At 72.2% G+C, this 23,545-nt stretch carries 18 protein-coding genes; 7 read left to right on the forward strand and 11 right to left on the reverse strand.

Annotated elements, in window-relative coordinates:
• Positions 1-43: 43 nt before the first annotated feature.
• Positions 44-1,105: a LacI family DNA-binding transcriptional regulator gene (locus Saso_RS25025; RefSeq protein WP_372442486.1), complete on the reverse strand. Its 1,062-nt coding sequence runs from the start codon at positions 1,103-1,105 to the stop codon at positions 44-46.
• 285 nt (positions 1,106-1,390) lie between these two features.
• Between Saso_RS25025 and Saso_RS25030 the strand changes: the two genes are divergently transcribed.
• Complete coding sequence (locus Saso_RS25030; protein ID WP_189928295.1) at positions 1,391-3,133, forward strand: cellulase family glycosylhydrolase; 1,743 nt, start codon at positions 1,391-1,393, stop codon at positions 3,131-3,133.
• 140 nt (positions 3,134-3,273) lie between these two features.
• Here Saso_RS25030 and Saso_RS25035 read toward each other — a convergent pair whose 3' ends face one another.
• The gene (locus Saso_RS25035; RefSeq protein WP_189928293.1) at positions 3,274-3,975 is read right to left on the reverse strand and encodes an SDR family NAD(P)-dependent oxidoreductase; all 702 of its coding nucleotides are present in this window, start codon (positions 3,973-3,975) and stop codon (positions 3,274-3,276) included.
• A gap of 174 nt (positions 3,976-4,149) precedes the next feature.
• Here Saso_RS25035 and Saso_RS25040 point away from each other — a divergent pair, with 174 nt between their 5' ends.
• Complete coding sequence (locus Saso_RS25040) at positions 4,150-4,848, forward strand: TetR/AcrR family transcriptional regulator (RefSeq protein WP_189928291.1); 699 nt, start codon at positions 4,150-4,152, stop codon at positions 4,846-4,848.
• 75 nt (positions 4,849-4,923) lie between these two features.
• On the opposite strand, the gene Saso_RS25045 is transcribed toward Saso_RS25040, so the two are convergent.
• The 6 genes from Saso_RS25045 to Saso_RS25070 all read right to left on the reverse strand — a co-directional run bounded on the left by Saso_RS25045 (position 4,924) and on the right by Saso_RS25070 (position 10,189).
• A complete protein-coding gene (locus Saso_RS25045; protein ID WP_189928289.1) occupies positions 4,924-5,808 on the reverse strand; it encodes an SMP-30/gluconolactonase/LRE family protein in 885 nt (294 codons plus the stop codon).
• Positions 5,809-5,823: 15 nt separating this feature from the next.
• The gene (locus tag Saso_RS25050; RefSeq protein WP_234485525.1) at positions 5,824-6,744 is read right to left on the reverse strand and encodes a sugar kinase; all 921 of its coding nucleotides are present in this window, start codon (positions 6,742-6,744) and stop codon (positions 5,824-5,826) included.
• A 50-nt stretch (positions 6,745-6,794) separates the two neighbouring features.
• Complete coding sequence (locus tag Saso_RS25055; protein ID WP_189928286.1) at positions 6,795-7,415, reverse strand: bifunctional 4-hydroxy-2-oxoglutarate aldolase/2-dehydro-3-deoxy-phosphogluconate aldolase; 621 nt, start codon at positions 7,413-7,415, stop codon at positions 6,795-6,797.
• Positions 7,416-7,489: 74 nt separating this feature from the next.
• Positions 7,490-8,635: a galactonate dehydratase gene (dgoD, locus tag Saso_RS25060; protein ID WP_189928284.1), complete on the reverse strand. Its 1,146-nt coding sequence runs from the start codon at positions 8,633-8,635 to the stop codon at positions 7,490-7,492.
• Complete coding sequence (locus Saso_RS25065; protein WP_372442487.1) at positions 8,632-9,375, reverse strand: FadR/GntR family transcriptional regulator; 744 nt, start codon at positions 9,373-9,375, stop codon at positions 8,632-8,634. The genes dgoD and Saso_RS25065 overlap by 4 nt, the downstream gene beginning before the upstream one ends.
• A gap of 70 nt (positions 9,376-9,445) precedes the next feature.
• On the reverse strand, positions 9,446-10,189 hold the full coding sequence (locus Saso_RS25070) for an SDR family NAD(P)-dependent oxidoreductase (RefSeq protein WP_203833555.1): 744 nt from the start codon (positions 10,187-10,189) through the stop codon (positions 9,446-9,448).
• Positions 10,190-10,358: 169 nt separating this feature from the next.
• Here Saso_RS25070 and Saso_RS25075 point away from each other — a divergent pair, with 169 nt between their 5' ends.
• From Saso_RS25075 to Saso_RS25090, 4 genes are all read left to right on the forward strand, one after another.
• The gene (locus tag Saso_RS25075; protein ID WP_189928278.1) at positions 10,359-11,705 is read left to right on the forward strand and encodes an ABC transporter substrate-binding protein; all 1,347 of its coding nucleotides are present in this window, start codon (positions 10,359-10,361) and stop codon (positions 11,703-11,705) included.
• A 64-nt stretch (positions 11,706-11,769) separates the two neighbouring features.
• Positions 11,770-12,675 (forward strand): carbohydrate ABC transporter permease, encoded by a 906-nt coding sequence (locus Saso_RS25080; protein ID WP_189928276.1) that lies wholly within the window; start codon positions 11,770-11,772, stop codon positions 12,673-12,675.
• The gene (locus Saso_RS25085) at positions 12,672-13,601 is read left to right on the forward strand and encodes a carbohydrate ABC transporter permease (RefSeq protein ID WP_189928274.1); all 930 of its coding nucleotides are present in this window, start codon (positions 12,672-12,674) and stop codon (positions 13,599-13,601) included. Before Saso_RS25080 ends, Saso_RS25085 begins: the two co-directional genes overlap by 4 nt.
• A 22-nt stretch (positions 13,602-13,623) precedes the next feature.
• Entirely contained in the window at positions 13,624-15,675 is a 2,052-nt protein-coding gene (locus Saso_RS25090) for a beta-galactosidase (RefSeq protein WP_189928272.1), read from the forward strand.
• Between the two features lie 73 nt (positions 15,676-15,748).
• Here the strand turns inward: Saso_RS25090 and Saso_RS25095 are convergent, their stop codons facing one another.
• Positions 15,749-17,794, reverse strand: a complete 2,046-nt coding sequence (locus Saso_RS25095; protein WP_189928270.1) for a glycoside hydrolase family 2 protein — start codon at positions 17,792-17,794, stop codon at positions 15,749-15,751.
• A gap of 172 nt (positions 17,795-17,966) precedes the next feature.
• Here Saso_RS25095 and Saso_RS25100 point away from each other — a divergent pair, with 172 nt between their 5' ends.
• A complete protein-coding gene (locus tag Saso_RS25100) occupies positions 17,967-19,292 on the forward strand; it encodes a cellulase-like family protein (RefSeq protein WP_189928268.1) in 1,326 nt (441 codons plus the stop codon).
• A 19-nt stretch (positions 19,293-19,311) separates the two neighbouring features.
• On the opposite strand, the gene Saso_RS25105 is transcribed toward Saso_RS25100, so the two are convergent.
• Together Saso_RS25105 and Saso_RS25110 are read right to left on the reverse strand one after the other, a co-directional pair.
• Positions 19,312-20,025, reverse strand: a complete 714-nt coding sequence (locus Saso_RS25105; protein ID WP_189928266.1) for an SDR family NAD(P)-dependent oxidoreductase — start codon at positions 20,023-20,025, stop codon at positions 19,312-19,314.
• Between the two features lie 242 nt (positions 20,026-20,267).
• Complete coding sequence (locus Saso_RS25110) at positions 20,268-23,492, reverse strand: glycosyl hydrolase family 95 catalytic domain-containing protein (protein ID WP_189928264.1); 3,225 nt, start codon at positions 23,490-23,492, stop codon at positions 20,268-20,270.
• Positions 23,493-23,545: the final 53 nt, after the last annotated feature.

Consider the following 23,545-nt stretch of genomic DNA (forward strand, 5'->3'; position numbering starts at 1 on the left):
GTTGACCCGGCCTCCCGGTGCCGGGGCCCGGGACGCCGGTGGGTCAGTCCTTGGGCGGGGCGGTGCTGCCCCGGACCGTGAGCGTGGTCGCGATCTCCAGGCCCACCTGGGGCGCGGCCTCGCCCCGCCCCAGCGTGAGCGCCAGCTCGGTGGCGGCCACGGCCATCTCGGTCAGGGGCTGGTGGACGGTGGTCAGCGGCGGATCGACCCAGGCCACGACCGGCAGGTCGTCGAAGCCCACGACGCTCAGGTCGTCGGGGATCCGCAGCCCGGCCTCGCGGGCCGCCTGGTAGACGCCCAGCGCCTGGAGGTCGTTGGCGGCGAAGATCGCGGTGGGGCGTTCCGGCAGCGCGAGCAGGGCCCTGGCGGCCGTGCACCCGTCCTCGTGGGTGAGCGCGGCGTGCACGACGAGGGCGGGGTCGGCCGGGAGGCCGGCGGCCTGGAGGGCGGAGCGGTACCCGTGCAGCCGGGCGCAGCAGTACAGCTGGTCCTCGGGGCCGCCGATCATGGCGATGCGCCGGTGACCGAGTTCGGTGAGGTGGCGGGTCGCGGCCCGACCGCCGGACCAGTTGGTGGCGCCCACGAACGGGACGTCGTCGGGCAGTTCCGTGGCCGGGTCGAAGACGACGAACGGGATCCCCTTCGCCCTCAGTTGCTCGCGCTCGGCCTCGGAGAGCTGGGCCACGGACAGCACGCAGTTGGGGCGCCTGGACACGGTGTCGTCCCAGGTGGGCTCGCCGGTGTCGTGCAGCCCGAACTCGGAGACCATGAGACCGACGCGATGCCGGCGGGCCACCCGCTCCACGCCGCGGATGATCTCGATCGCCCACATGTGCTCGAGTTCGCGGAACACGAGTTCCACGACGTTGTTCCGGTTGGCGCCCGACGGTTTGCGGTAGCCGTACTCGTTGACCAGGGCCTCGACCCGGGCGCGGGTGTCCGCGGAGACCCCCGACTTGCCGTTGATCACCTTGGACACGGTCGGGACGGAGACGCCCGCCGATTCGGCGATGTAGGCGATGGTCACCGGCCGGGACGTGTCGCCGCGCTCCTTGCCGTCGCCGTCCGCCGGATCCACCGGCCCGCCCGCTGCGCTGTCCGCCAAGGTCGCCTTCCCGAGGGTGTGACCGCTCCCTCCGGGCGCGGTTGCCGCGACGGTCGGGTGAGCCGGGTCGTGTGGGTGTACCCCGGCCATTCTGGCATCTCCCGCCGTCGGACCTGTGGCCCCGGGCACTTCCGCGTGTTAATTTCTCCGCCGCACGGCACGAAACTTTCCTCAGCTCCCGGTCATGACACGGCCACGACCAGGCCGGCCCGACCACCATGTGCCGGGCGCGTCCGGCGGGGACCCGCCCGGGTCCGCGCCGCCCCCGACCGGAAGGTGCACGCGATGACGACGAGACCGCCCCGGTTACACCCAGGACGACGCCGGTCCTCCCGTTCCGTGTCCAGACCCGCCGCGTTGCTCCTGGCGTTCGTCCTGCTGGCGCTGCTGCCCACCACCGCGCGGGCCGACGATCCGCCCGTGCCGCCGCCGAGCGCCCCGGCCGCCCGCAGCACGGTGGCGGCCATGCAGCCCGGCTGGAACCTCGGGAACACCTACGACGCCATCCCCGACGAGACGTCCTGGGGCAACCCGCCCGTGACCAGAGCGCTGTTCAAGAAGGTGCGGTCCCAGGGGTTCAAGAGCATCCGGCTGCCCGTCACCTGGGGCATCCACCAGGGCGCCGCCCCCGCCTACGCCACCGACCCGGCCTGGACGGCGAAGGTCCGCCGGGTCGCCGACATGGCGCTGGACGAAGGCCTGTACGTCCTGCTGAACATGCACCACGACTCGTGGATGTGGGTCAACACCCTCTCCGCGGACCACGACACCGTGCTCGCCCGCTACCGCGCCACCTGGACCCAGATCGCCGCCGAGTTCCGCGACGAGTCGCCGAGGCTGCTGTTCGAGAGCGTCAACGAGCCGACCTTCAGCGGCACTTCGGGCGACGAGGAGAACTACCGGCTGCTGGCCGAGCTCAACCGGGTGTTCCACGGGATCGTCCGCGAATCCGGCGGCCGCAACGCGAACCGGCTGCTCGTGCTGCCCACCCTGTACACCAACGCCGACAGCGGCCGGATCGACGCGCTGGCCGCCGAACTCGTCGCCCTGCACGATCCGATGATCGCCACGACGGTCCACTTCTACGGCTGGTGGCCGTTCAGTGTGAACATCGCCGGCTACACACGGTTCGACGCCACCTCGGAGCAGGACCTCACCGACACGTTCGACCGGGTGCACACCGCCTTCGTCTCGCGCGGCATCCCGGTCATCATCGGGGAGTACGCCCTGCTGGCCTACGACCACAACCGGCCGGGCATCATCGAACGGGGCGAGGTGCGCAAGTACTTCGAGTTCCTCGGCGACGCCGCTCGCAGCCGCAGGCTCACCACCATGCTGTGGGACGCCGGTCAGTTCCTGGACCGCGGCACCCTGCGCTGGCGCGACCCGGAGCTGTTCGGCCAGATCAGGTCGAGCTGGACGACCCGCTCGGGAACCGCCTCCAGTGACACGGTGTTCCTCGCCCGGTCGGCTCCGGTCGGCGCCCGGACGCTCACGCTGAACGCCAACGGCACCGACTTCCAGGGCCTGCGGCACGGTTCCCGTGACCTGGTGCGGGGCCGCGACTACACCGTCTCCGGCGACCGGCTCACCCTGACGGCCGAGGCGCTCACCGAGCTGGCGGGCGACCGCGCGTACGGGGTCGACGCGACGATCGAGGCCCGGTTCTCCCGGGGTGTCCCGTGGCGTATCGACGTCATCTCGTACGACGTCCCGGTCCTGTCGGACGCCTCGGGCGACACCGCCGGACTGACCGTCCCGACGCAGTTCCGCGGGGACAGACTCGCCACCATGGAGGCCAGGTACGACGACGGGAGCAACGCGGGCCCGGCGAGCTGGACCGCCTATCAGCAGTGGGACACCGCCTTCACGGCCTACACCGATGACGCCGTCAAGCTGACGCCCGACTTCGTGAAGTCCTTGAAGGACGGCTCCGAGGTCACGCTCACCTTCCACTTCTGGAGCGGCACGTCGGTGACGTACCACGTGGTCAGGTCGGGAGACACCGTGACCGGCACGAGGGCCTGACGCCCGTACCACTTGAAGACGGGCCCGCCCCTCTCGCGCGCCCGTCGCGGGCCGCGCCGCGGCAAAGGGATGCCACGGCGCGGTCGGGTGTCCACGACGAACGGTCTGGCGGGGCCCCGCCGACGGGACCTCCGGCGAGGTCAGGGGCGCGGGGCGCCCGTGCCGTCGAGGCGGAAGACGAGTTCGGCCTCGTCACGCCTGGTGGTGTGCAGGTCCCAGTACAAGGGGGCGATCTGCTCCGGGCGGGCCGCCTCCACACCCGGAACGACGGAGACACCGATCGAGGAGTCGATGCCGACATGGGCCGCCTGGACGCCGTCCCCGGCCAGTTCGCCGTGCAGGTTCACCGCCCAGTTGCGCAGCGCCGCGGCGGCCGCGTTCACGTTCGCGACCCTGGGGTCGGGCCGGAGGGAGCCCGCGCCCGTGGTGTAGAGCAGGGTGCCCGCACCGGCCGCCCGCATCGCGGGCAGGACCGCCTTCGTGGCGGCGAGCGCCCCGTACAGCTGGAAGTTCATCTCGAACTCCACGTGGGACGGTTCGGTCCCGGCCGGAGCGGTCAGGGTGGTGACACCGAACGAGCCCACCGGGGAGTACTCCAGGACGTCGATGCCGCCGAACCTGGCGGACGCGGCGTCGAGCGCGCGGGTGAGACCGGCTCGGTCGAGCACGTCCGCGGGGAAGGCGGCGGCGCCGATGTCCTCGGCGGCGAGCTTGCCGACGAGGGCGTCCAGCTTGACCGGGTCGCGGGAGATCAGGGCGACGTCGTAGCCGTGGGCGCCGAAGGTGCGGGCGATGGCCAGGCCCAGCTGCGGGCCGGCTCCGACGATGGCGATGCTGCTCATGGCAGTCCTTTCGCAGGAAGGGAGAAGAAAGGAAGGATGGAAGGGGTGCGGACGCACGGAGAAGCGATATGGACAGGCCTATCCGTTTCCGGATCCGGAAAGGCCTCTCCGTTTCTCCGGAGCTACCGTACCACCATAAGTGGATAGGTCGATCCGGTTGTTACGATGGCCGGTATGACGCCTGGTTCACCGCACTCCGACGGCTCCGCCGCCCCGTCCCTGCGCAGCGACGCCGAGCGCAACCGGGAGCGGATCGTCGCCGCGGCGCGCCGGGTGTTCGCACGCGACGGTCTGAACGCGTCCATGGCCTCGGTGGCACGTGAGGCGGGCGTGGGCATCGCCACGATCTTCCGGCGCTTCCCCACCAAGGAGGAGCTGGTCGCCGCCGTCTTCGCCGACCGCATGGACGCGTACGCCGACGCGGTCGCCGTCGCCCTGGAGAACCCCGACCCCTGGCAGGGGTTCGTCGGCTACCTCGAGACGGCCTGCGCGATGCAGGCGGCCGACTACGGCTTCGCCGACGTCCTGACCATGACCTTCCCCACCGCCGCGGCGATGGAGAAGCGCCGCGACGAGGCGTACGGGGCGATGGTGGAACTCATCGGCCGCGCCAAGGCGGCGGGCCGCCTCCGGGAGGACTTCGACCCCTCGGACCTGGTCCTGATCCACATGGCCAACGCCGGTGTCATCAACGCCACCGGCGACGCCGCCCCCGACGCCTGGCGGCGGGTCGTCGCCCTGATGATCCAGTCCCTGGAGGCCCCCGCCCGCGGGTCCCTGCCCGCCTCTCCCGAGCACGACGCCCTCGAGCGGGCGATGCGCCGCGCCGGTCCGGCGGACCTCACCTCGCCCCGGCGGGGCGAAGGCACCTGACGGTCACCGCTCTCGTGCACGGGGCCCGTCACCGGCACGCACCGAGGCCGCTGCCCGCGGCGCGGCCGCGGGGCGTCAGCCCTGGGGGCCCCAGGAGCAGGCGGGTGTTCCCCGCACCGGGGCCGGGATCGCGAGCACCGCGCCGGAGGCCGCCGTCGGACGCTGCACTCCGTACCTGGCCGTGGTGACGAGGAGACGGTGGTCGTCGGGGCGCAGGCACACCGACGTGGGGTTCGGGGCGGGCACGGTCACCGTCTCCAGCACGCGGCCGTCGGGGTGGTAACGGCGGACGGCTCCCGCGCCCCACAGCGCGACCCACAGACAGCCCTCCACGTCCACGGCCATCCCGTCGGGGCCGCCCTCGCCCTCCCCGAGCCGGGCGAAGGTCTCCGGGCCGCCGGTGAGGTCGCCCGAGACGGGGTCGACCCGGCAGCGCAGCACGGTGCCGACGGCCGTGTCGGCGAAGTACATGGTCGTGCCGTCCGCGGTGAACGCCGGGCCGTTGGCGATGGTCAGACCGTCCAGGACGCGGACCACCGTTCCGTCGGGGTCCGTGCGGTACAGGGAGCCGGCGCCGGGGGTGGCGTCGTAGGCCATGCTGCCGGCCCAGAAGCGGCCCGCGGGGTCGGCGACGCCGTCGTTCATCCGGCTGGGGACCGGGTTGCGGTCCTCGGGACGGTCCAGCCACTGCGGTGCGCCGTCGTCGGTGAGCAGCGCGATACCGGTCCCCGCGGCGGCGATCCACGCGCCCGGCCGACCGGCCACCGGCGCCACGGCGCCCAACGGCACGTCGAGCCGGGCGAGCTGACGCGGGACCGCGCCGACCGTGCCGGGCAGTTCGAAGAGCCTGCCGCTGAGGATGTCGACGTACACGTACCGGCCGTCGGCCCAGCGACCGCCTTCGGCGAGTTCGTACCCGCCGTCCACGAGGACCGCCGCCGTGGCTGCCGTCGATGTCATGTTCGCTCTCCCGGGTCAGCGGATCGTCGTGCCGTCGGGCTGGTCGAACAGCCCGAGTTCGTCGCGGGTGGGCAGGCCCTCCCAGTCGCCGCGGGTGGCGACGGCGAAGGCCGCGGTGGTGACGGCCCGGTGCAGGCGGGCCCCGGTGTCCGCACCGGTGAGCAGCCCGGACAGGTAGCCCGCCACGAAGGCGTCCCCCGCGCCGACCAGATCGACGGCGTCGACCTCGCGCGCCGCCCGGTCGGTCACCCCGTCCGCGGTGAACACGCTCGCGCCGCGCGCGCCGCGCTTGACGACCACCTCGCCGACCCCCGCGGCCAGGATCTCGTGCACGGCGTCCGTCTCGTCCGCGCCGGGGTGTTCGAGCACCAGCGGCAGCTCGTCCTCGGAGGCGACGAGCAGGTCGGTGCGGGCCAGCAGCGGGCGCAGGGCCGCTCGGGCCCGGTCGGCGGTCCACAGCCGCGAGCGGTGGTTGACGTCGAGGCACACGGTGACGCCGGCCTCGCGGGCGGCGGTGGCGGCGGCCGAGACGGCCTCGGCCGCCGACGGGCCGAGCGCCGGGGTGATGCCGGTGAGGTGCAGGACGCGGGTGCCCGCGGCCAGGGCGGGCAGCACGTCGGCGGGGCGGACCGCGGAACCGGCGGAGCCGGCGCGGTAGTAGCTGACGCGGGTGAGGGTGCCCAGCCGGGGTTCGGTGAGCAGCAGTCCGGTGGGGCGGCCGGTGTCGTCGGTGACCGCGTGAGCGGTGTCGACGCCCTCGGCGCGCAGCGTGCGCAGGACCAGTGCCCCGAGTTCGTCCGCGCCGACCCGGCCGGCCCAGCGCACCCGGTGGCCGAGCCGGGCCAGCCCGATGGCGACGTTGGACTCGGCTCCCGCCACGGACAGACCGAGGCTGCCGCCGAGGCGCAGCGCGCCCTGCGCGCGCAGGGCCGCCATCGTCTCGCCGAAGGTCACCACCTCGGGCGGCGCCTGCGGGCCGGGTGCCGTCACGGGGTCTCCCCCGCGGCCACCGCGCGGAACTCGGCCGCGCGGGAACGGAGCAGGTCCAGGTCCCCGCCCTCGGCCGCGTCCCCGACGAGGGGTGAGCCGACGCCGACGGCGAGCGCGCCCAGGTCCAGGTAGTCACGGGCGGCCCGCGCGTCGACTCCGCCCACGGGCACGACAGGCACCTCGGGGAAGGGGTCGCGCAGGGCCCGCAGATAGCCGGGGCCGCCGAGGGCGCCGGGGAAGAGCTTGATCGCGGCGGCGCCCCGGGCGAGGGCGCGTTCGATCTCGGTCGGGGTCAGGGCGCCCATCAGGACGGGCACGCCGCAGTGCTGGAGCCCGTCGACGAGCGCGGGGGTCACGAGGTAGGACGCACCGGCGTCCACGGCGCGGGCCGCGTCCGCCGCGGAGCGTACGGTGCCGGCGCCGAGGAGCGCACCGGGACCGAGTTCCTCGCGGGCCCGCCTGATCACCGTGAGGGCGTCGGTGGTGGTGAGCGAGACCTCGACGGCCGCGATGCCCTCCTCGGTGAGGGTGCGTACGGTGCGCAGGGCCGCGGCGGGGTCCTTGCCGCGGACGATCGCCAACAGGCGGTGGGCTCGTAGGGATTCCACCAGGTTCATGGGAGCGGGTTCTCCTCGGACAGGGCTCGGGCAGGGGGTGCGGGGGCCGGACGTGCCGCGGTCGCGTGGTGCGGTCACCATTCGGTGAAGGCGCCGTCGGGGCCGCGCCAGACGGGGTTGCGCCAGCGGTGTCCGGTGCGCGCGGCGTGGCGTACGGCCTTCTCGTCGATGTCGACGCCGAGCCCCGGGCGGGAGCCGGCCACGGCGTGTCCGTCCTGGAAGCGGAAGGGTTCGGGGTCCATCACGTACTCCAGCAGGTCGCACTGCCGGTTGTAGTGGATGCCCATGCTCTGTTCCTGGATGAGGAAGTTCGGTACGGAGAAGGCGATCTGGAGGCTCGCGGCCAGGGCGATCGGGCCGAGGGGGCAGTGCGGGGCCAGGGCGACGTCGTAGGTCTCGGCCATGGCAGCGATGCGGCGGACCTCGGAGATGCCGCCGGCGTGCGACAGGTCGGGCTGGGCGACGGCGATGCCGCTGGCCATGACCTCGCGGAAGTCCCAGCGGGAGTAGAGGCGTTCGCCGGTCGCGAGGGGAACGCCGGTGGACTCCACCAGGCTGCGCAGGTGGCCCGAGTGTTCCGGTGAGACGGGTTCCTCGACGAACAGCGGGTGCAGCGGTTCCAGCAGGGGAAGCAGCCTGCGGGCCATGGCGGTGGAGGCCCGGCCGTGGAAGTCGACGGCGACGTCCCGTTCGTCGCCGAGGACTTCGCGGACGGCCGCGACCCGTTCGACGACCTCGGCGGTGCGGGCCGGGGTGTCGATGGCGGCGAGTTCGGCCGAGCCGTTCATCTTGACGGCGGTGAAGCCCGCCTTCATCTGTTCCTCGGCCAGTTCCGCGACGTCGGCGGGACGGTCGCCGCCGATCCAGGCGTACATCCGCACGCGGTCGCGGACGGGGCCGCCGAGCAGGCGGTGCACGGGGACGCCGTAAGTCTTGCCGGCGATGTCCCACAGGGCCTGGTCGATGCCCGCGACGGCGCTGGAGAGGATGGGGCCGCCGCGGTAGAAGCCGCCCTTGGTGAGCACCTGCCAGTGGTCCTCGATACGCAGCGGGTCGCGTCCGACGAGATAGTCGGCGAGTTCGTGGACCGCCGCGCGGACGGTCTCGGCGCGGCCCTCGATCACGGGTTCGCCCCATCCGGTGACGCCCTCGTCGGTGGCGACGCGCAGGAACAGCCAGCGCGGAGCGACCAGGAAGGTCTCGAGTCCGGTTATCTTCAAGGGGTTTCCTCGGGGATCGCGTCGGTCGGGTGGCCGTCGTGCTGCTCCTGCGCCTGGACGGCGGCCAGGTCGTGGGACGCCTGCGCGAGGAGGGACTCGACGGCGGCCACCGCCGCGTCCGGGTCCCCCGCCTCGACCGCCGCCAGCAGGTCCCGGTGCACGGGGATGGAGTCGGAGAAGTGCCGGGCGCCGTGCACGATCCGGTCGCGCACGCGCAGACCCGCCTCGATGACGACCTCCATCCGGCTGAGGAGTTCGTTGTGCGCGGAGTCCAGCAGGGCGCGGTGGAAGGCAAGGTCCGCCTCGACCATCGCGTCGGCGTCGGTGCCCGCGGCTCCCATGGCGTCCAGGGCCCGCCGCATCGCGTCGATGTCCGCCGGGGTGCGGCGGGCCGCGGCGAGCCGGGCCCCGGCGGGTTCCACTATGGCGCGGACCTCGGCGAGGTCCTCCAGGAAGCCGTCGGAGGGAGCACTGCTGCCCTGCCAGCGCAGCAGGTCGCTGTCCAGGAGGTTCCAGTCGGCGCGGGGCCGGATGGTCGTCCCTCGCTTCTGCCGTGATTCGAGGAGGCCCTTGGCCGCGAGGACGCGCAGCGCCTCCCGCACGACGGTCTTGCTGACGCCGAGTTCGGTCTCGAACTTGACCGGGTCCACGACGGACCCCGGGGGGTAGTCGCCGCGGATGATGCGCCGGCCCAGTTCCTCCACCGCCTGGCCGTGCAGCCCCCTACCGGGTTGGGTCACCACGTTCTCCGTTTCCGTGTCGGTCCTGTCCGTCCGTGCCGCGCGGGGTGAACCCCGCTGTGCGCGCCGGTCACGAGGACTCCTTCATGACGCTCCATCCTCCATCGACCACGAGGTTCGCCCCGGTCACATAGGAGGCGTCCTCCGACGCCAGGAAGGCGACGGCGGCGGCGACCTCCTCCGGCCGGCCGAACCGCCCGGCCGCCGTGGCCGCGACGCTGCGGGCCCGTTCCGGCTCGGGGATCCCGTCCCAGGCGGCGGTGAGGATGGGTCCGGGCACCACCGTGTTGACCCGGATCTGCGGACCGTACTCGACGGCGAGCTGCCGTCCCAGCGCGCAGAGCGCGCCCTTGGCGGCGGCGTAGGCGGCGTGGCCAGGCAGGCCGATGACGGCGTGCACCGAGGAGGTGAGGACGACCGAGCCCTTCGCCTCACGCAGCACGGCCGCGAAGGTCTTCATCGCGCGCCAGGCCGGCTTGAGCAGGACGGCCATCTGACCGTCCCATTCGGCCTCGCTCAACTCGTGGGCCGGCTTGTTCAGTTGGGCGAAGGCGTTGCTGTGCAGCACGTCCAGCCGGCCGTGGTGTTCCTCGATGTGGCGGGCCAGGTGTTCCCAGTCGGCGGCCGAGGTCACGTCGCAGCGTACGTACTCCGCGCGGCCTCCCTGTCCGGTGATGGCCGCCGCGACCTCCTTGCCGGCGGTGTCGTCCACGTCCGTGACCACCACCAGGGCCCCCTCGGCCGCGAGCCGGTGAGCCGTGGCCGCGCCGATGCCGTGGGCGGCGCCGGTGATCACCGCCACGCGTCCGCTCATCCTGCGGCATTCCGTCATCGCGTGTGTCTCCCCTCGTGACTGCCTACGCACCCACCATAGCTGTTTCAATTAATTATGAATATATCTTGACGGCGTGACGATGCCGCTCCGAGACTGACCGGCATGCCACAGGCACCTCTGGCACGAAAGCAGGAAGGACCCTCCTCCCATGAGCCGCACCACACCCCGCCGCAGAAGCCGGGGCGCCCTCGCAGTCACCCTTGCCGTCGTCTCCCTCGCCGTCTCCGCCTGCGGGGGTTCGACCGGTTCCAAGGACCCCGCGGTCCAGGCACCCGTCAAGCCCGGTCAGAAGGTCGACCTGCGCTTCTGGTCCTGGGTCCCCGGTGTCGACAAGGCCGTCGACAAGTGGAACGCCACCCACCCGGACATCCACGTGAAACTGGAGAAGATCCCGGCGGGCAGCAGCGGCGGCTACGCGAAGATGCGCGCCGCGCTCAAGAGCGGCAACGCTCCCGACCTGGCACAGGTGGAGTACCAGGAGATCCCCTCGTTCCTGCTGGAGAACGGCCTGGTGAACCTGTCCCCGTACGGCGCGGACAAGGACAAGTCGAAGTTCGTCGACTGGCAGTGGCAGCAGGGGGTCTTCGACTCCGAGGTCTACGCGATCCCCCAGGCGTCCGGTCCGATGGGCCTGTTCTACCGCGCCGACCTCTTCGAGAAGTGGGGCGTCGCGCCGCCCGCGACCTGGGACGAGTTCGCCCGGGCGGCGCAGAAGATCCACGACGCCGACCCGAAGGCCTACATCAGCACCTTCCCCGCCGGCAACTCCGCCTGGTTCACCGCCCTGGCGTGGCAGGCCGGCGCCAAGTGGTTCGGCGTCGACGGGGACACCTGGTCGGTGAACATCGACTCCCCGCAGACCCTCAAGGTCGCCGCCTTCTGGGACGACCTGCGCACCAAGAAGGTCATCAAGACCGAGCCCGACTTCGCCAACGGCTGGTACAAGGACCTCCAGACCGGTGGCATCACCTCATGGGTGAGTGCCCAGTGGGGCGACGCGATCATCAGCGGGAACGCTCCCCGGACCACCGGCAAGTGGGCGGTCGCACCCATGCCGCAGTGGACGAAGGGCGCGAACGTGTCCGCGAACTGGGGAGGTTCCTCCACGGCCGTCCTCAAGGGCGCCAAGCACATCCCCGAGGCCCTGAAGTTCGCCGAATGGCTCAACACCGACCCGGCGAGCGTCGACCTGCTGCTCCAGGGCGGCTACGGCTGGCCCGCTTCGGCCGACGGGTACAAGGGGTCCTCACTGGACAAGCCGTCACCGTTTTTCGGCGGCCAGAAGTACAACGAGGTCTTCGCGCAGGCGGACAAGAGCATCGACAACTCCTGGAAGTGGATACCGACGATCGACGCCACCTACCAGCACCTCAACGACGGCTTCCAGGCGGCGCTGGCCGGCAAGGGGACCTTCGTCTCCGCGGTCAAGCAGGCGCAGCAGCAGACCGTCGAGGACCTGAAGAGGAAGGGCCTGAAGGTCTCCACCGGAAAGTGACCGTCTCCGGAGGGCGCGACGCGGCCACCGCCGGTCCTCCCTCCGGACTCCAGAAAGAACCCTGATGCCCACCCGAGCGCCCCGCCGCCGCAGAAAACTGGCGCCCTTCGCCTTCGTCGCGCCGTTCCTCCTGCTGTTCCTCCTGACCTTCGCCCTCCCCATCGGCTACGCCGTCCACCAGAGCGTCATGGACGTCGAGCACACCGGAGCCCTGGGGCTCGGCGGCAGCCGAACCGTCTTCGTGGGACTGCGCAACTACACCGACGCGTTGTCCGATCACGCCTTCGTGCGCAGCATCGGCCGCGTACTGCTGTTCGCGGCCGTCCAGGTGCCGGTGATGGTCGCCCTGTCCGCCGGGCTCGCACTGCTGCTGGACAGCGCCTCGGCCAGAGGCGTGCGGTTCTTCCGCGCCGCCTACTTCCTGCCGTACGGCGTCCCGGGCGTCATCGCCTCCATCCTGTGGGGCTTCCTCTACGTCCCGGGCGTCAGCCCCCTCGTGGAGGGCATGCGCCACCTGGGGATCTCGGTCGACCTGCTGGGCGGGGACACGGTCCTGTGGTCCATCGCGAACATCGTCACCTGGGAGTTCGCCGGCTACAACGTCCTCGTCCTCGTCGCCCAGTTGCGCACCATTCCGGCCGAACTGTACGAGGCCGCCCGCATCGACGGCGCCGGCGCGTGGGCGACCGTGCGGCACGTCAAACTGCCGCTGCTGCGCCCGGCGCTGATCCTCACGACGGTCTTCACCATCATCGGCACCCTGCAACTCTTCGCGGAACCGCTGGTGCTCAAGCCCGTCTCGTCGAGCATCGACAGTGCCTACACCCCCAACCTCAGCGCCTACAACGAGGCGTTCACCAACGACAACTACCACCTCGCCGCTGCCGAGGCGGTGCTGCTCGCCCTCGCCGCGTTCGTGCTCTCCTTCGGCTTCCTGCGGCTGATCAACAAGAGAGGCGGGGACGCGTGAGTCTCCAGACACCGGCCCGCACCGTCCCGCCGAGCGGCGGCAATACGGCCTCCGACGACCGCACGCCGCCCCGCGGCGGCATCACCGGGGTCACCACGCGCAGCCGCATCCTGGTCACCGGCCTGCTCGTGGCCGCCGCCGGATACTTCCTGCTCCCCGTGTACTGGCTCGTCGTGGCGTCCACCAAGTCCACCGGCGATCTGTTCGGCAGCTTCGGGCTGTGGTTCTCCCACCCCCAGTTCCTGAGCAACCTGCACCAGGTGGTCACCTACGACGACGCGATCTATCTGCGCTGGGCCGCCAACAGCATCCTGTACGCGGGCGTCGGCGCAGGGGTGGCGACGCTGCTGGCCGCGATGTGCGGCTACGCGCTGGCCAAGTTCTCCTTCACCGGCCGCGACACGCTCTTCAACGTCGTGCTGGGCGGCGTCCTGATCCCCGCCACCGCGCTGGCGCTGCCCATGTACCTGCTGTTCAGCAAGGCGGGCCTGGCCAACACCTACTGGGCCGTGCTGCTGCCGAGCTTCGTCAGTCCCTTCGGCGTGTACCTGTGCCGGATCTACGCCGCGGCGTCCATACCGGACGAAGTGCTGGAGGCGGCCCGCATCGACGGCGCGGGAGAGGTCCGTATCTTCACGGTCGTCGCCCTGCGCATCATGACCCCCGCCCTGGTGACGATCTTCCTCTTCCAGTTCGTCGGCATCTGGAACAACTACTTCCTGCCGCTGGTCATGCTGTCCGACGCCAAGCTCTACCCCATCACGCTCGGACTGACGTCGTGGCAGTCCTTCGCCGACCGCCAACCGCAGCTCTATCAGCTGACCGTGGGAGGCGCCTTCGTCTCCGTAGTCCCGCTGATGATCGCCATGGTGGCCCTCCAGCGCTTCTGGCGCAGCGGTCTGACCGACGGCAGCGTCAAGGGCTGACGCCGTCCCCCTCCCACCGATCATGGATACGACCTTGCACAAGACACCTGAACCACCGATCGACAGCCGGCGCCGTCTGCGCCCCCACGGGATCGCCTTCGGCGGCGACTACAACCCCGAGCAGTGGCCCGAGGAGGTGTGGGCCGAGGACGTCGCGCTGATGAAGGAGGCGGGCGTCTCCATGGTGACGGCCGGCATCTTCTCCTGGGCCAAGGTGGAACCACGGCCCGGCGAGTACGACTTCGCCTGGTTCGACCGCGTCATGGACAACCTCGCCGGCGTGGGTGTCGCCGTGTGCCTGGCCACCATGACGGCGTCCCCGCCACCGTGGCTGTCCCGGCTGCACCCCGAGATCCTCCCCGAGACCGCCGACGGCCGCCGGATGTGGCCCGGTGGACGCCAGCACTACTGTCCCTCCAGCGCCGTGTACCGGCGGTACGCCGCACGCCTGGTCGAGCGCCTGGCCACCCGTTACGCCGATCACCCGGCCCTGGAGATGTGGCACATCGGCAACGAGTACGGCTGCCACACCCCGCAGTGCTGGTGCGACGAGTCGGCCGCCGACTTCCGCCGCTGGCTGTCCGACCGGTACGGGGACGTCGAGGCACTGAACGACGCGTGGTCCACGGCCTTCTGGGCACAGCACTACGACAGCTTCGACGAGGTCCTGCCGCCCCGGCTCGCCCCGACCTTCCCGAACCCGGCGCAGCAGCTGGACTTCGCCCGCTTCTCCGACGACGCGCTGCTGCGGTGCTACCTGACGGAGAAGGAGGTGCTGCGCCGGATCACCCCCGACGTTCCGGTGACGACCAACTTCATCGGCGTGCACAAGCCCGTAGACGCCTTCCGGTGGGCCGCCGAGGAGGACGTCGTCTCGGTCGACGTCTACCAGGACCCGCACGACGAGGACACGCAGGCGGCGGCCGGGTTCATCTTCGACGTCAGCCGGTCCGCCCGCTCCGGTCAGCCGTGGATGCTGATGGAGCAGGCCCCCAGCGCGGTGAACTGGCGTGAGCGCAACGGCCCCAAGCAGCCGGGGCGGATGCGGCTGTGGAGCTGGCAGGCGGTCGCCCAGGGCGCGGACGCGGTGCTGTACTTCCAGTGGCGCCAGTCCCGGGGCGGCGCCGAGAAGTACCACTCGGCGATGGTCCCGCACGGCGGCACCGACACCCGCATCTTCCGTGAAGTGAGCGAGCTGGGGCGCGAGTTGGCCTCCGTGCCGCAGATAGCCGGCAGCCGTTCGACGGCAGAGGTCGCTCTCGTGCTGGACTGGAACAGCTGGTGGGCGCTGGAGCTCGACTCGCACCCGTCCACGGCGCTGAACCAGATGGACCTCGTACTCGCCCACTACCGGCCGCTGTTGGACGCGGGCATCCCCTGCGACGTGGTGCCCCCCGACCGCGATCTGTCCGGCTACCGCATGGTCGTCGTGCCCAACCTCTACCTGCTCAAGGAGCGGGACGCCGAACGCCTCACCGGGTTCGTGCGCGGTGGCGGCCGGCTGCTGGTGTCGTTCTTCTCGGGCATCGTCGACGGCTGCGACCGGGTGCACCTGGGCGGATATCCGGCACCGCTGCGCGAGGTGCTGGGCCTGCGCGTCGAGGAGTTCTGGCCGCTGGCGGAGGCGGAGACCGTCGAGGTCCGCCACCTCGACGGGTCGGTCGGCCGCGCCGACCTGTGGTCGGAGGCCGTCGTGCCCGAAGGCGCCGCGGTGGTGGCCGAGTTCGGCGCCGGGCCGCTGGCCGGGCAGCCGGCCGTGACCCGGCACTCCTTCGGCGAGGGGCACGCGTGGTACGTCGCGACGCGTCTCGCGCCGCAGGCCATGCGGGCGCTGATCGACGACGTCTGCCGCACGGCGGACGTCGGCCCCGTCCTTCCCGGGCTTCCGGAACACGTCCAGGCGACGGTGCGCGAGGGCGACGGCGGACGGTTCGTCTTCCTGCTGAACCACGGCCGGGACGAGGTGGAGGTCGGCCTCCCCGGGCCGATGACCGACCTCCTGGCCCGGGGCGGCGCTCCCGCCGACCGCGTCACCCTGCCGGGAGCCGGAGTGGCCGTCCTGACGGAGGCGTGACCGACCGGACAGGAGCCGTACGGCAGCGGGGGGAGGGGGGTGCGCCCTCCCCCCGCTGCCGTGCCCCGACAGGTCAGCCCCTGGGGTTGACCGCCGCGCGGAACGCGTCGTGGACGAGCTTGGGCCGCTCCTCGTCGAAGGTGAGCAGGCCCATGACGGAAATGCCGTTGTACGACTGGTTGTACCCGGCCCGCTCCTTGTAGTCCTTGAGCACCCAGTAGGTGAACCCGGCGACGAACGCGCTGCGCGCGCTCACCTGCGCCCAGTGGGCGGTGAAGCTCGCCGCCTGCCATTCCTCGGTGCCCTGCGTGGTGCCGGGACCGTGGGTGCCGGCGATGGCCCAGGTGCCGTTCTCGGTGATCAGGATCGGCTTGTCGGGGTACTTCGCGTGCACCGCGTCCAGCGTGGGGCCGAGGTCGGCGTCCTTGCCGTAGAAGTAGCCGAAGTACTCGTTGAACCCGATCACGTCGGCGAGGTCGAAGGCGGGGTCGTTGCTGGTGTTGGACGCCCAGGTGACCGGGCGGGCGGTGAGGTCGACCGACTTCACGGCCGCCTTGAGGTCGGCGAGCCAGGACCGGTAGACCGGGGCGCCGTCGGGATCGATCTCCGACTCGTTCTGAAGGCCCCAGAGGATGACCGAGGGATGGTTGTGCTGGTTCCACGCCATGGTCAGGGCAAGGGCGCGGGCGAGACCGTAGCGCTCGGTCTGGAGCTTCTCCTGGGCGGTGTTGAGCCACATGGTGTCGATGTCGTCCATCACCAGCACGCCGTGCGCGTCGGCCCAGTCGTAGACGTACGGATGGCGGTTGTAGACGCAGTTGCGGACGAAGTTGGCGCCCACGGCCGTGACATGGCCCAGTTCCCGGTCGTACTCGGCCTGAGTCATCGCCCTGCCGTGTGCGGCCGTCTCCTCGTGCCAGTTGAGTCCCTTGAGGAAGAGCGGCTCGCCGTCCAGCCGCAACTGTGCGTCGGCGACGGTGAGTTCGCGGACCCCGTACGTGGTGGACAGCGTGTCCACCCGGTGCCCCGCCGACCGGCCGGCGGTGAGCGTGGCCCGGGCGGTGAGGGTGTGCGGCGAGGCGGGGCTCCAGCGCGGGGCCGCGGGGACGGGGACCGTGACACGCACCACGCCCGCCGACCGGGCCGCGATCCTGGCCGCGACCGCGGTGGGCCTGCCGCCGCTCCCCCGGCCGGGATCCAGGGTGAGCCGGCCGTCGAAGTCGGCGTCACCGTGGTTCTCGACGACCGCACGGGCCTCCAGCCGCCCGTCCGCGGCGCTCACCAGCAGCTTGGTCACGGTGACCTGCGGGACCGCCTCGATCCAGGCCGACCGGGTCAGACCCGCGTAGGGCCAGTGGTCGACGGGCCTGTACGGGAGTTCGTGGTCGTCGGTCACCGGCTGCGCGTCCGGGGCCGTGTAGTCGGTGTAGCTCGCCCGGCGGAAGACGCGCACCGCGATCGTCCGGCGGCCTCCCGCCCGCAGCGCTCCCGTCACGGGCAGCGCGAAGGGCGAGTTGGCGCCCTCGTGCTTGCCCACGTGCCTGCCGTCGACCCAGACCTCGGCGCTGTACCCGGCGGCCAGGAAGGCGATGCGCAGGTGCCGGGCGCGCCAGGAGGCGGGCACGTCGACCGTGGTGCGGTACCAGGCGTAGCCGTCCTCGAACGCCGTGCCCTCGCCGAAGGGAGCGGTCTGCGAGCCGAAGCCCGGGGTGTCGAGCAGGTCCCAGGCCGACGGGACGTCGATGCGGCCCCATGCCCCGTCGTCGTGGTGCGGGGACTGCCAGCCCTGCGCGAGCCCCTGGTCGGCCGGGTCGAAGCGGAAGCGCCACCGCTTGTCCAGGGAGAGGTACTCCCGGGTGGGCTCGCGGTGGCGCCAGCCGTCGAAGGCGGGGAGCACCGCGCCGTACTGGAAGACGACGGAGGTGCCCCCCACCTCGCGCACATGGGTGCCGGAGGGTTCGGTGGCCGGGTGGGTGTCGAGCACCGGGCCGTTCGCCGCGGCGGCGGTCGCGCCCTTCGCCGCTCGGGCCGTCGCCGGCCAGGCCGGCAGGGCGACGAACGCGGCGGCGCCGAACGCCGTGACGACGGCGCGACGGGACGGGTGGGTGGAATCGGTCATGTCGGGCGGCTCCTCGGGACACGTGCGATCTCGTTCGCCCCACAGCCTGGACAACCGGGTCACCCTCGTCAAGGATTATTCATAAATAATGAATTCAGTGAGCGTGACGCCGCCGCACCGCCGACGACCCCCGCGCACGGCCTTCTCCGCACGACGAACGACGGGTGACCCCATGACCGCACAGCCCGCACAGCAGCAAGCCGGCGCTTCGCACGAGAGCACGGGCCGACTGGCCATCACCCTGTGGGACTTCAGCTGGTACACCCAGGCAGGACCCGGTGAGCCGTTCGCCGACCTCGACCGGGCCTTCGCCGAGGCGGTGGACCGCGGCTTCAACACCGTGCGCGTCTGCGCCATGCCCTTTCTGCTGTTCTCCGGCCGTGTCCGGGACGCCGACTCCATACGGGTCCGCGGCCTGGGCGAGGAGTTCGGGCAGCGCACCCGCTGGTACGACGTGCGCGGCGGCTATGCGCTGGACGGCCGACGGCGCCTCGTCGAGCTGTTCGAGGCGGCCGCCCGCCACGACTGCAAGGTGATCGTGTCGTCCTGGGAGTACCAGCAGTCCCCCAGCTTCGCCGACACCGACGCCTGGCACCGGGCCCTGGCCGAGGTGCCCGGCCCCGACCGCGCCGAGGCCGTGGCCGAAGCCCTCGCCGGCCTGCTGGACTTCCTCGCCGAGCGCGGACTGTCCGACCGCGTCGCCTACGCCGAGGTGCACAACGAGGTCGACAACTGCTCCCTGGTGCCGTCCGACGGCACCACCGCCCACTACGCCCGGCTGCGCGGCCCCCTGGAACGCGCCGTGAAGCTGCTGCGGTCCCGTCATCCCGACGTCCTCGTCACCTACTCCCTGGGCGAGCCCTGGCCCGCCGAGCTCGACGACCTGCCCGAACTCGCGCAGATCGCGCACTTCCACTTCTACGTCTACGGCGTGCTCGGCGCGCTGTACGAGGCGGTGGGGCTCGGACACGGCACCGAGACGGCGCCCGAGACCGCCGCCTGGCCCACCCCCGAACTGGCCGCCATGCTGCGCGCCGACGCGCCCGCCTTCGCCGACCACCAGCCGGACGAGCCCTGGCGGCTGGCCGCCACGGGGATACCGCGCGAACTGTTCTACGCGCACGACTGGGTGGACCCCGACCGCTGGGACCTGTGGCTCTACGAGAACTACGCGGCGCATCGCGAGGCCATGCGGGAGACGCTGGCCGGATGGGTCGACGCCGTCGCCGGGTTCGCCCGTGCACGCGGTGTCCCCGCCGTCCTCGGCGAGGGCGTCGTGGGGTACACCCCGCTGCTGACGCGCTTCGAGGAGGACGCCGTCGGCAAGGACATCGCCGAGTTCGTCGTCGACCGCTGTCTCGCCGCGGGGTTCCTCGGAGTCGTCCTGACGTCGAACGCGGCCCCGCACCACCCCATGTGGCACACCGACCGCGAGTGGATGAGGCGCGTCAACGCCCGTGTCACCGCGGGCTCCCCGTCCCGCCCCGCGGCCGGCTGAGCACCGGCCAAGGCCGCCGTCAGTCGAGCGTGACGCCCGTGTGGCTCTCCAGGGCGCGGATCAGCCGGTCCTGGAAGGCCTCGTCCCGCGCGGCGGCGGCCGGTGTCCGCGGCTGCCGGTGGTACCAGTAGCCGCCGGTCGGCGGGATCACGCCGGGATCGGTGGCGAGCCACACCTGCGTCAGGTGCCCGGCGGTCAGGTCGTCGGGGGCGCCCGGGCCGCCCATGCGCGTGGGGACCCACCCGGGGTCGACGGCATGGCTGGCGGTCCCCTCCCACCGGGACGCGAAGGCGAGCGCGAGGGCGGTGAGCCACAGCTTGCTGTCGCTGTAGGACGCGGTGCCGTCGGCCAGCCCGCGCAGGTCGGTCGAGCCGGAGAGGTGCATGGAACTGCTCAGGTGGACGATCCGGGCCGGCTTCTCCATCAGGGCCGTCAGCAGGTAGGGCGCGACCGTGTTGACGGTGGCCGTGTCGGAGGAGTGCAGGACACCGGCGTTGTGGATGACCGCGTCGAAGCGGCCGAACCCGGCGGCCTGACGGGCGACGCCGTGGATCTCGTCGAGGTCGGCGAGGTCCCCCGTCACGACGCCCTTCCAGCGGGCGGTGTCCCCCGCGCCGGTGAGGCGGTCCGGGTCACGGGCGTGGACCACGACGTCGTGCCCGTCGCCGGCCAGCGCGTCCGCCGTGTGGCGTCCGAGCCCGCCGGCCGCCCCCGTCACCAGGATCAGTGCCATGCCACGACCGTACGCCCCGCGCGCGGGGAGAGCGATGTACTGCCGGTACACCTCTCACCGGGCACGACGGCGGCCACCGGCCCGGAACGCCCGCCCGGCCCGGTCCGCCCGCCGGGCCCGCCGCGGTTCCAGGGCGCTGAAACACTGCGCAAGGCATACGGAGACCGCGGATCGCGGGTCGGCGGGCGGCTCGCGCTGCGACCGGCGCCGGCGGTCCGGGCCCGGCGGTGGCGGACCCGCCGTCAGGGCTTGCCGGGCCTCACCTTCCGCTCGACGCCGTCGACCCGGACGGTGACCTCCTTCCGGGTGCGGGCCCGGTCGGCCACGACACGGAAGGACGTCACCTTTCCGTGCCGCCACTCGCAGCTGACCTCGTAGCCCCCGCGGGCGCGCAGGCCCGTGAAGGAGCCCTTCGCCTTCCAGCCGTCCGGCAGGGCGGGCAGCAGGTGGATCACCCCGTCGTGGCTCTGGAGGAGCATCTCCGCCACGGCGCCCGAGATGCCGAAGTTGCCGTCCATCTGGAAGGGCGGGTGGTTGCAGAACAGGTTGGGGAGCGTGTTGTAGGTCAGCAGCCCGCGCAGCATGATCTCGGCGCGCCGGCCGTCGCCGAGCCGGGCGAAGAGGGCCGCGCGCCAGGGCCAGGTCCACGAGCGGCGGCTGTCGCCGGACACCGTCGCGGCCGTGAACGGCACCCCCTCCTTCTCCCCGCAGCGCGCCTTGAGCGAGACGAGGGCGGCGGCGGCGAGACCGGAGTGCCGCGGGGTGATCTGGCGGCCCGGGTAGACGGCGAACAGGTGCGAGGTGTGGCGGTGGATGTCGGCGGGGTCGTCGAGGTCCTCCTGCCACTCCTGGAGCTGGCCCCACCGGCCGATCCGGTTGGGGGCGAGCCGCGCCTGGAGGTCCGCGATCCTGGCCCGGTGGACGGGATCCGTGTCGAGCACGGCCTCGCAGTCGAGGTAGTTCTGGAACAGGTCCCAGATGATCTGCTGGTCGTACATCACGCCGTCCTCGCGCGGCCCGTGCTCGGGCGACCACCCGTTCGGCGCGACGAGGAGTCCGTCCGCGCGCTCCTCGAGGTGGTCCTCCCAGAACGCGCAGATCTCCTTGATCATCGGATGGGCGACGGTGCGGAGGTAGGTCAGGTCCTGGGTGAACGCCCAGTGTTCGTAGAGGTGTTGCGCGTACCAGGCGCTCGCGACGGTGTTCCACTCCCACGCGTTGCCGCCGAAGGCGCTCTGGCTGGTGCGGGCGGTCCACCCGCGCGTGTCCTCGCCGAAGGCGTTGCGCGTCGCCACGCGGCTGGGCACCGCGACCTGCTCGACGAAGCCGACGAGCGCCTCGTGGCACTCCGGCAGGTTCGTCGTCTCGGCTCCCCAGTAGTTCATCTGGATGTTGATGTTGGTGTGGTAGTCGGAGGCCCAGGCCGGCTGGTTGCTGTCGTTCCACAGGCCCTGGAGGTTGGCGGGCAGTCCGCCCGGGCGGGAGGAACCGATCAGCAGGTACCGGCCGTAGTCGAACATGGCCTGTTCGAGTGCCGGGTCCGCCCCGCCCGCCGCGTAGCGGGCCAGCCGCGCGTCGGTGGGCAGCGCGACGACGGCGGGCTCGGAGTCTCCCCAGTCGACCGCGACGCGGCGCATGAGGGCGCGGGTGTCGGCGGTGTGCCGGGCGCGCAGACCGGCGTAGGACGGAGCGGCCGCCTTGCCGAGCGTCCTGTCGACGACCGGCCCCGGATCGGCGCCCCGCCATCCGGCGGCCGCGTCGAGCTTGTAGTCGGTGCGGGCGTCCAGGAGGAGGGTCAGGGTCGTGCATCCGCGGAACCTGAGCACCGGCCCGTCGGCGCTGAAGTCGCCGTCGGTGTGCACGGCCCGGACGCCGCACGCGTGCTTGAGGCCGTTGCCCATGACGCCGCTGAAGCCGATCCGCCGGGCGCCGGCGTCGGCGGTCGTCGGGGCCCCTTCCTGGCCGGAGGTCAGCGAGATCGCCCCGGAGAGTCCCTCGTCGCTCTCCGTCTCGTACCGCAGGACCAGGACGTCCGCGGACCGGACGGCGAAGGCCTCGCGCAGGATCCGCTGTCCCGGCGCGCCGAAGCGGGTGGCGTGGACGCCCTCGGAGAAGTCGAGGGACCGCCGGTAGTCGACGACCGTGCGCCGGGTGCGGGTGTCGAAGTTCTCGGCCTCCAGCCTGATCTCCGCGATCTGCAAGCCACCGGAGGACCTGCCGGGGTTCAGGGTCAGCCGGTAGGAGCGGTAGGGCGTCCTGCCGGTCAGGGCGAAGGTGCGACTCTCCCCGCGGCCGGCGAAGGGCGCGCCGGGGTTCTGTGTGTCGAGGGTGACCCAGGTGTTCCCGTCCCGCGACGCCTGGAGCGTCCACTGCCGGGGGTCGTCGCGCGGCCGGTCCAGGGCCGAGGTCAGGGTGTACGAGCCCAGGGCGACCGGCGCGGGCAGGTCGGCCTGCCAGACGACCGCGGGCGCGGAGCCGTCGACCCGCCAGACGGTGGCCGGGTCGCGGTCCACGGAGGCGGCGATGCCCCCGGCACGGCCGGCGGACCCGGACCGGGGCCCGGAGCCCGCGGAGTGCCCGCTCGGCGAGGAGAGGCAGATCGTGCCGGGCGTGCCCAGGTCGACGCCGACCAGTGCGATCTCGCTCACCTGGAAGTGGCTGACCCCCGCCTTGGGGACGAAGTCGAACCGGTAGAACCGGTACGCGGTGCCGCTACCGGTGCCGGAGCAGGTGAACTCCTTGGTCTGGAAGCGGTTTTCGAAGGGGGTGTCCGTCCGGCGGCTGTCCAGGACGGTCCAGCCGGTGCCGTCGGGGGAACCGGAGAACGTCCACTGCTGCGGGTCGCGCTGCGGCACGTCGTCGGCGCTCGTGAGCCGGTACGAGGTGACGGCGGCGGGCTCGGGGAGTTCGACCTGCCACCGCACGTTCGCGCCGGGCCCCTCGATGCACCACTTGGTGTCCGGGTCACCGTCGTGGGTCTTGTCGACGCCCTCCGACGGGGAGGAGCTGTACGGTCCCCCCGGCGCGGTGACCGTGGCCCTGGGGCGGGAGGCGAAGGTGACGACGAGGTCGCCGAAGTTCAGGTACGAGCCGAAGCCGGTCATGCCGGTGTCGTAGTCGCTGTCGGGTCTGCCGGCGAGCGCGTTGTCGTAGTCGTTGACTCCGCCCCACAGACTCTGTTCGTTGAACTGGATCCGGTCGGCGTCGGGATCGGCGAAGAGCATGGCGCCGAGCCGGCCGTTGCCGACCGGCAGCGCCTGCGACTGCCAGTCGGCGGCGGGTACGGAGTACCACAGTGTGTTGCGCGACAAGGTGGGCCCTTGGGTGTCGTGGGATGCCGAGGCCTCGGCGGCGCCGGCCCGGCCGGTGGGGGTGAGTCCCGTCAGCTGGGTCACCAGGGGGGTGGCGGCCAGGGCGCTGCCGAGTTTGAGGACGCTTCGCCTCTGCGGTCGGGGTTCGTCGGTCACAGTAATCTCCCGGCACGGTCGTCGGTTCGTTCACAGGGGGCGGGTCGCGGGCG

It is taken from the genome of Streptomyces asoensis, assembly GCF_016860545.1.
GTDB lineage: Bacteria > Actinomycetota > Actinomycetes > Streptomycetales > Streptomycetaceae > Streptomyces > Streptomyces asoensis.

Excerpts from the sequence above, each read along its gene's own strand:
- Saso_RS25055 (WP_189928286.1), bottom strand. The coding sequence starts at position 7,415 with ATGAACCTGGTGGAATCCCTACGAGCCCACCGCCTGTTGGCGATCGTC.
- Saso_RS25075 (WP_189928278.1), top strand. The coding sequence starts at position 10,359 with ATGAGCCGCACCACACCCCGCCGCAGAAGCCGGGGCGCCCTCGCAGTC.
- Saso_RS25045 (WP_189928289.1), bottom strand. The coding sequence starts at position 5,808 with ATGACATCGACGGCAGCCACGGCGGCGGTCCTCGTGGACGGCGGGTAC.
- Saso_RS25090 (WP_189928272.1), top strand. The coding sequence starts at position 13,624 with ATGGATACGACCTTGCACAAGACACCTGAACCACCGATCGACAGCCGG.
- Saso_RS25095 (WP_189928270.1), bottom strand. The coding sequence starts at position 17,794 with ATGACCGATTCCACCCACCCGTCCCGTCGCGCCGTCGTCACGGCGTTC.
- Saso_RS25105 (WP_189928266.1), bottom strand. The coding sequence starts at position 20,025 with ATGGCACTGATCCTGGTGACGGGGGCGGCCGGCGGGCTCGGACGCCAC.
- Saso_RS25050 (WP_234485525.1), bottom strand. The coding sequence starts at position 6,744 with ATGGCGGCCCTGCGCGCGCAGGGCGCGCTGCGCCTCGGCGGCAGCCTC.
- Saso_RS25040 (WP_189928291.1), top strand. The coding sequence starts at position 4,150 with ATGACGCCTGGTTCACCGCACTCCGACGGCTCCGCCGCCCCGTCCCTG.
- Saso_RS25070 (WP_203833555.1), bottom strand. The coding sequence starts at position 10,189 with ATGAGCGGACGCGTGGCGGTGATCACCGGCGCCGCCCACGGCATCGGC.
- Saso_RS25030 (WP_189928295.1), top strand. The coding sequence starts at position 1,391 with ATGACGACGAGACCGCCCCGGTTACACCCAGGACGACGCCGGTCCTCC.
- Saso_RS25100 (WP_189928268.1), top strand. The coding sequence starts at position 17,967 with ATGACCGCACAGCCCGCACAGCAGCAAGCCGGCGCTTCGCACGAGAGC.
- Saso_RS25080 (WP_189928276.1), top strand. The coding sequence starts at position 11,770 with ATGCCCACCCGAGCGCCCCGCCGCCGCAGAAAACTGGCGCCCTTCGCC.
- Saso_RS25035 (WP_189928293.1), bottom strand. The coding sequence starts at position 3,975 with ATGAGCAGCATCGCCATCGTCGGAGCCGGCCCGCAGCTGGGCCTGGCC.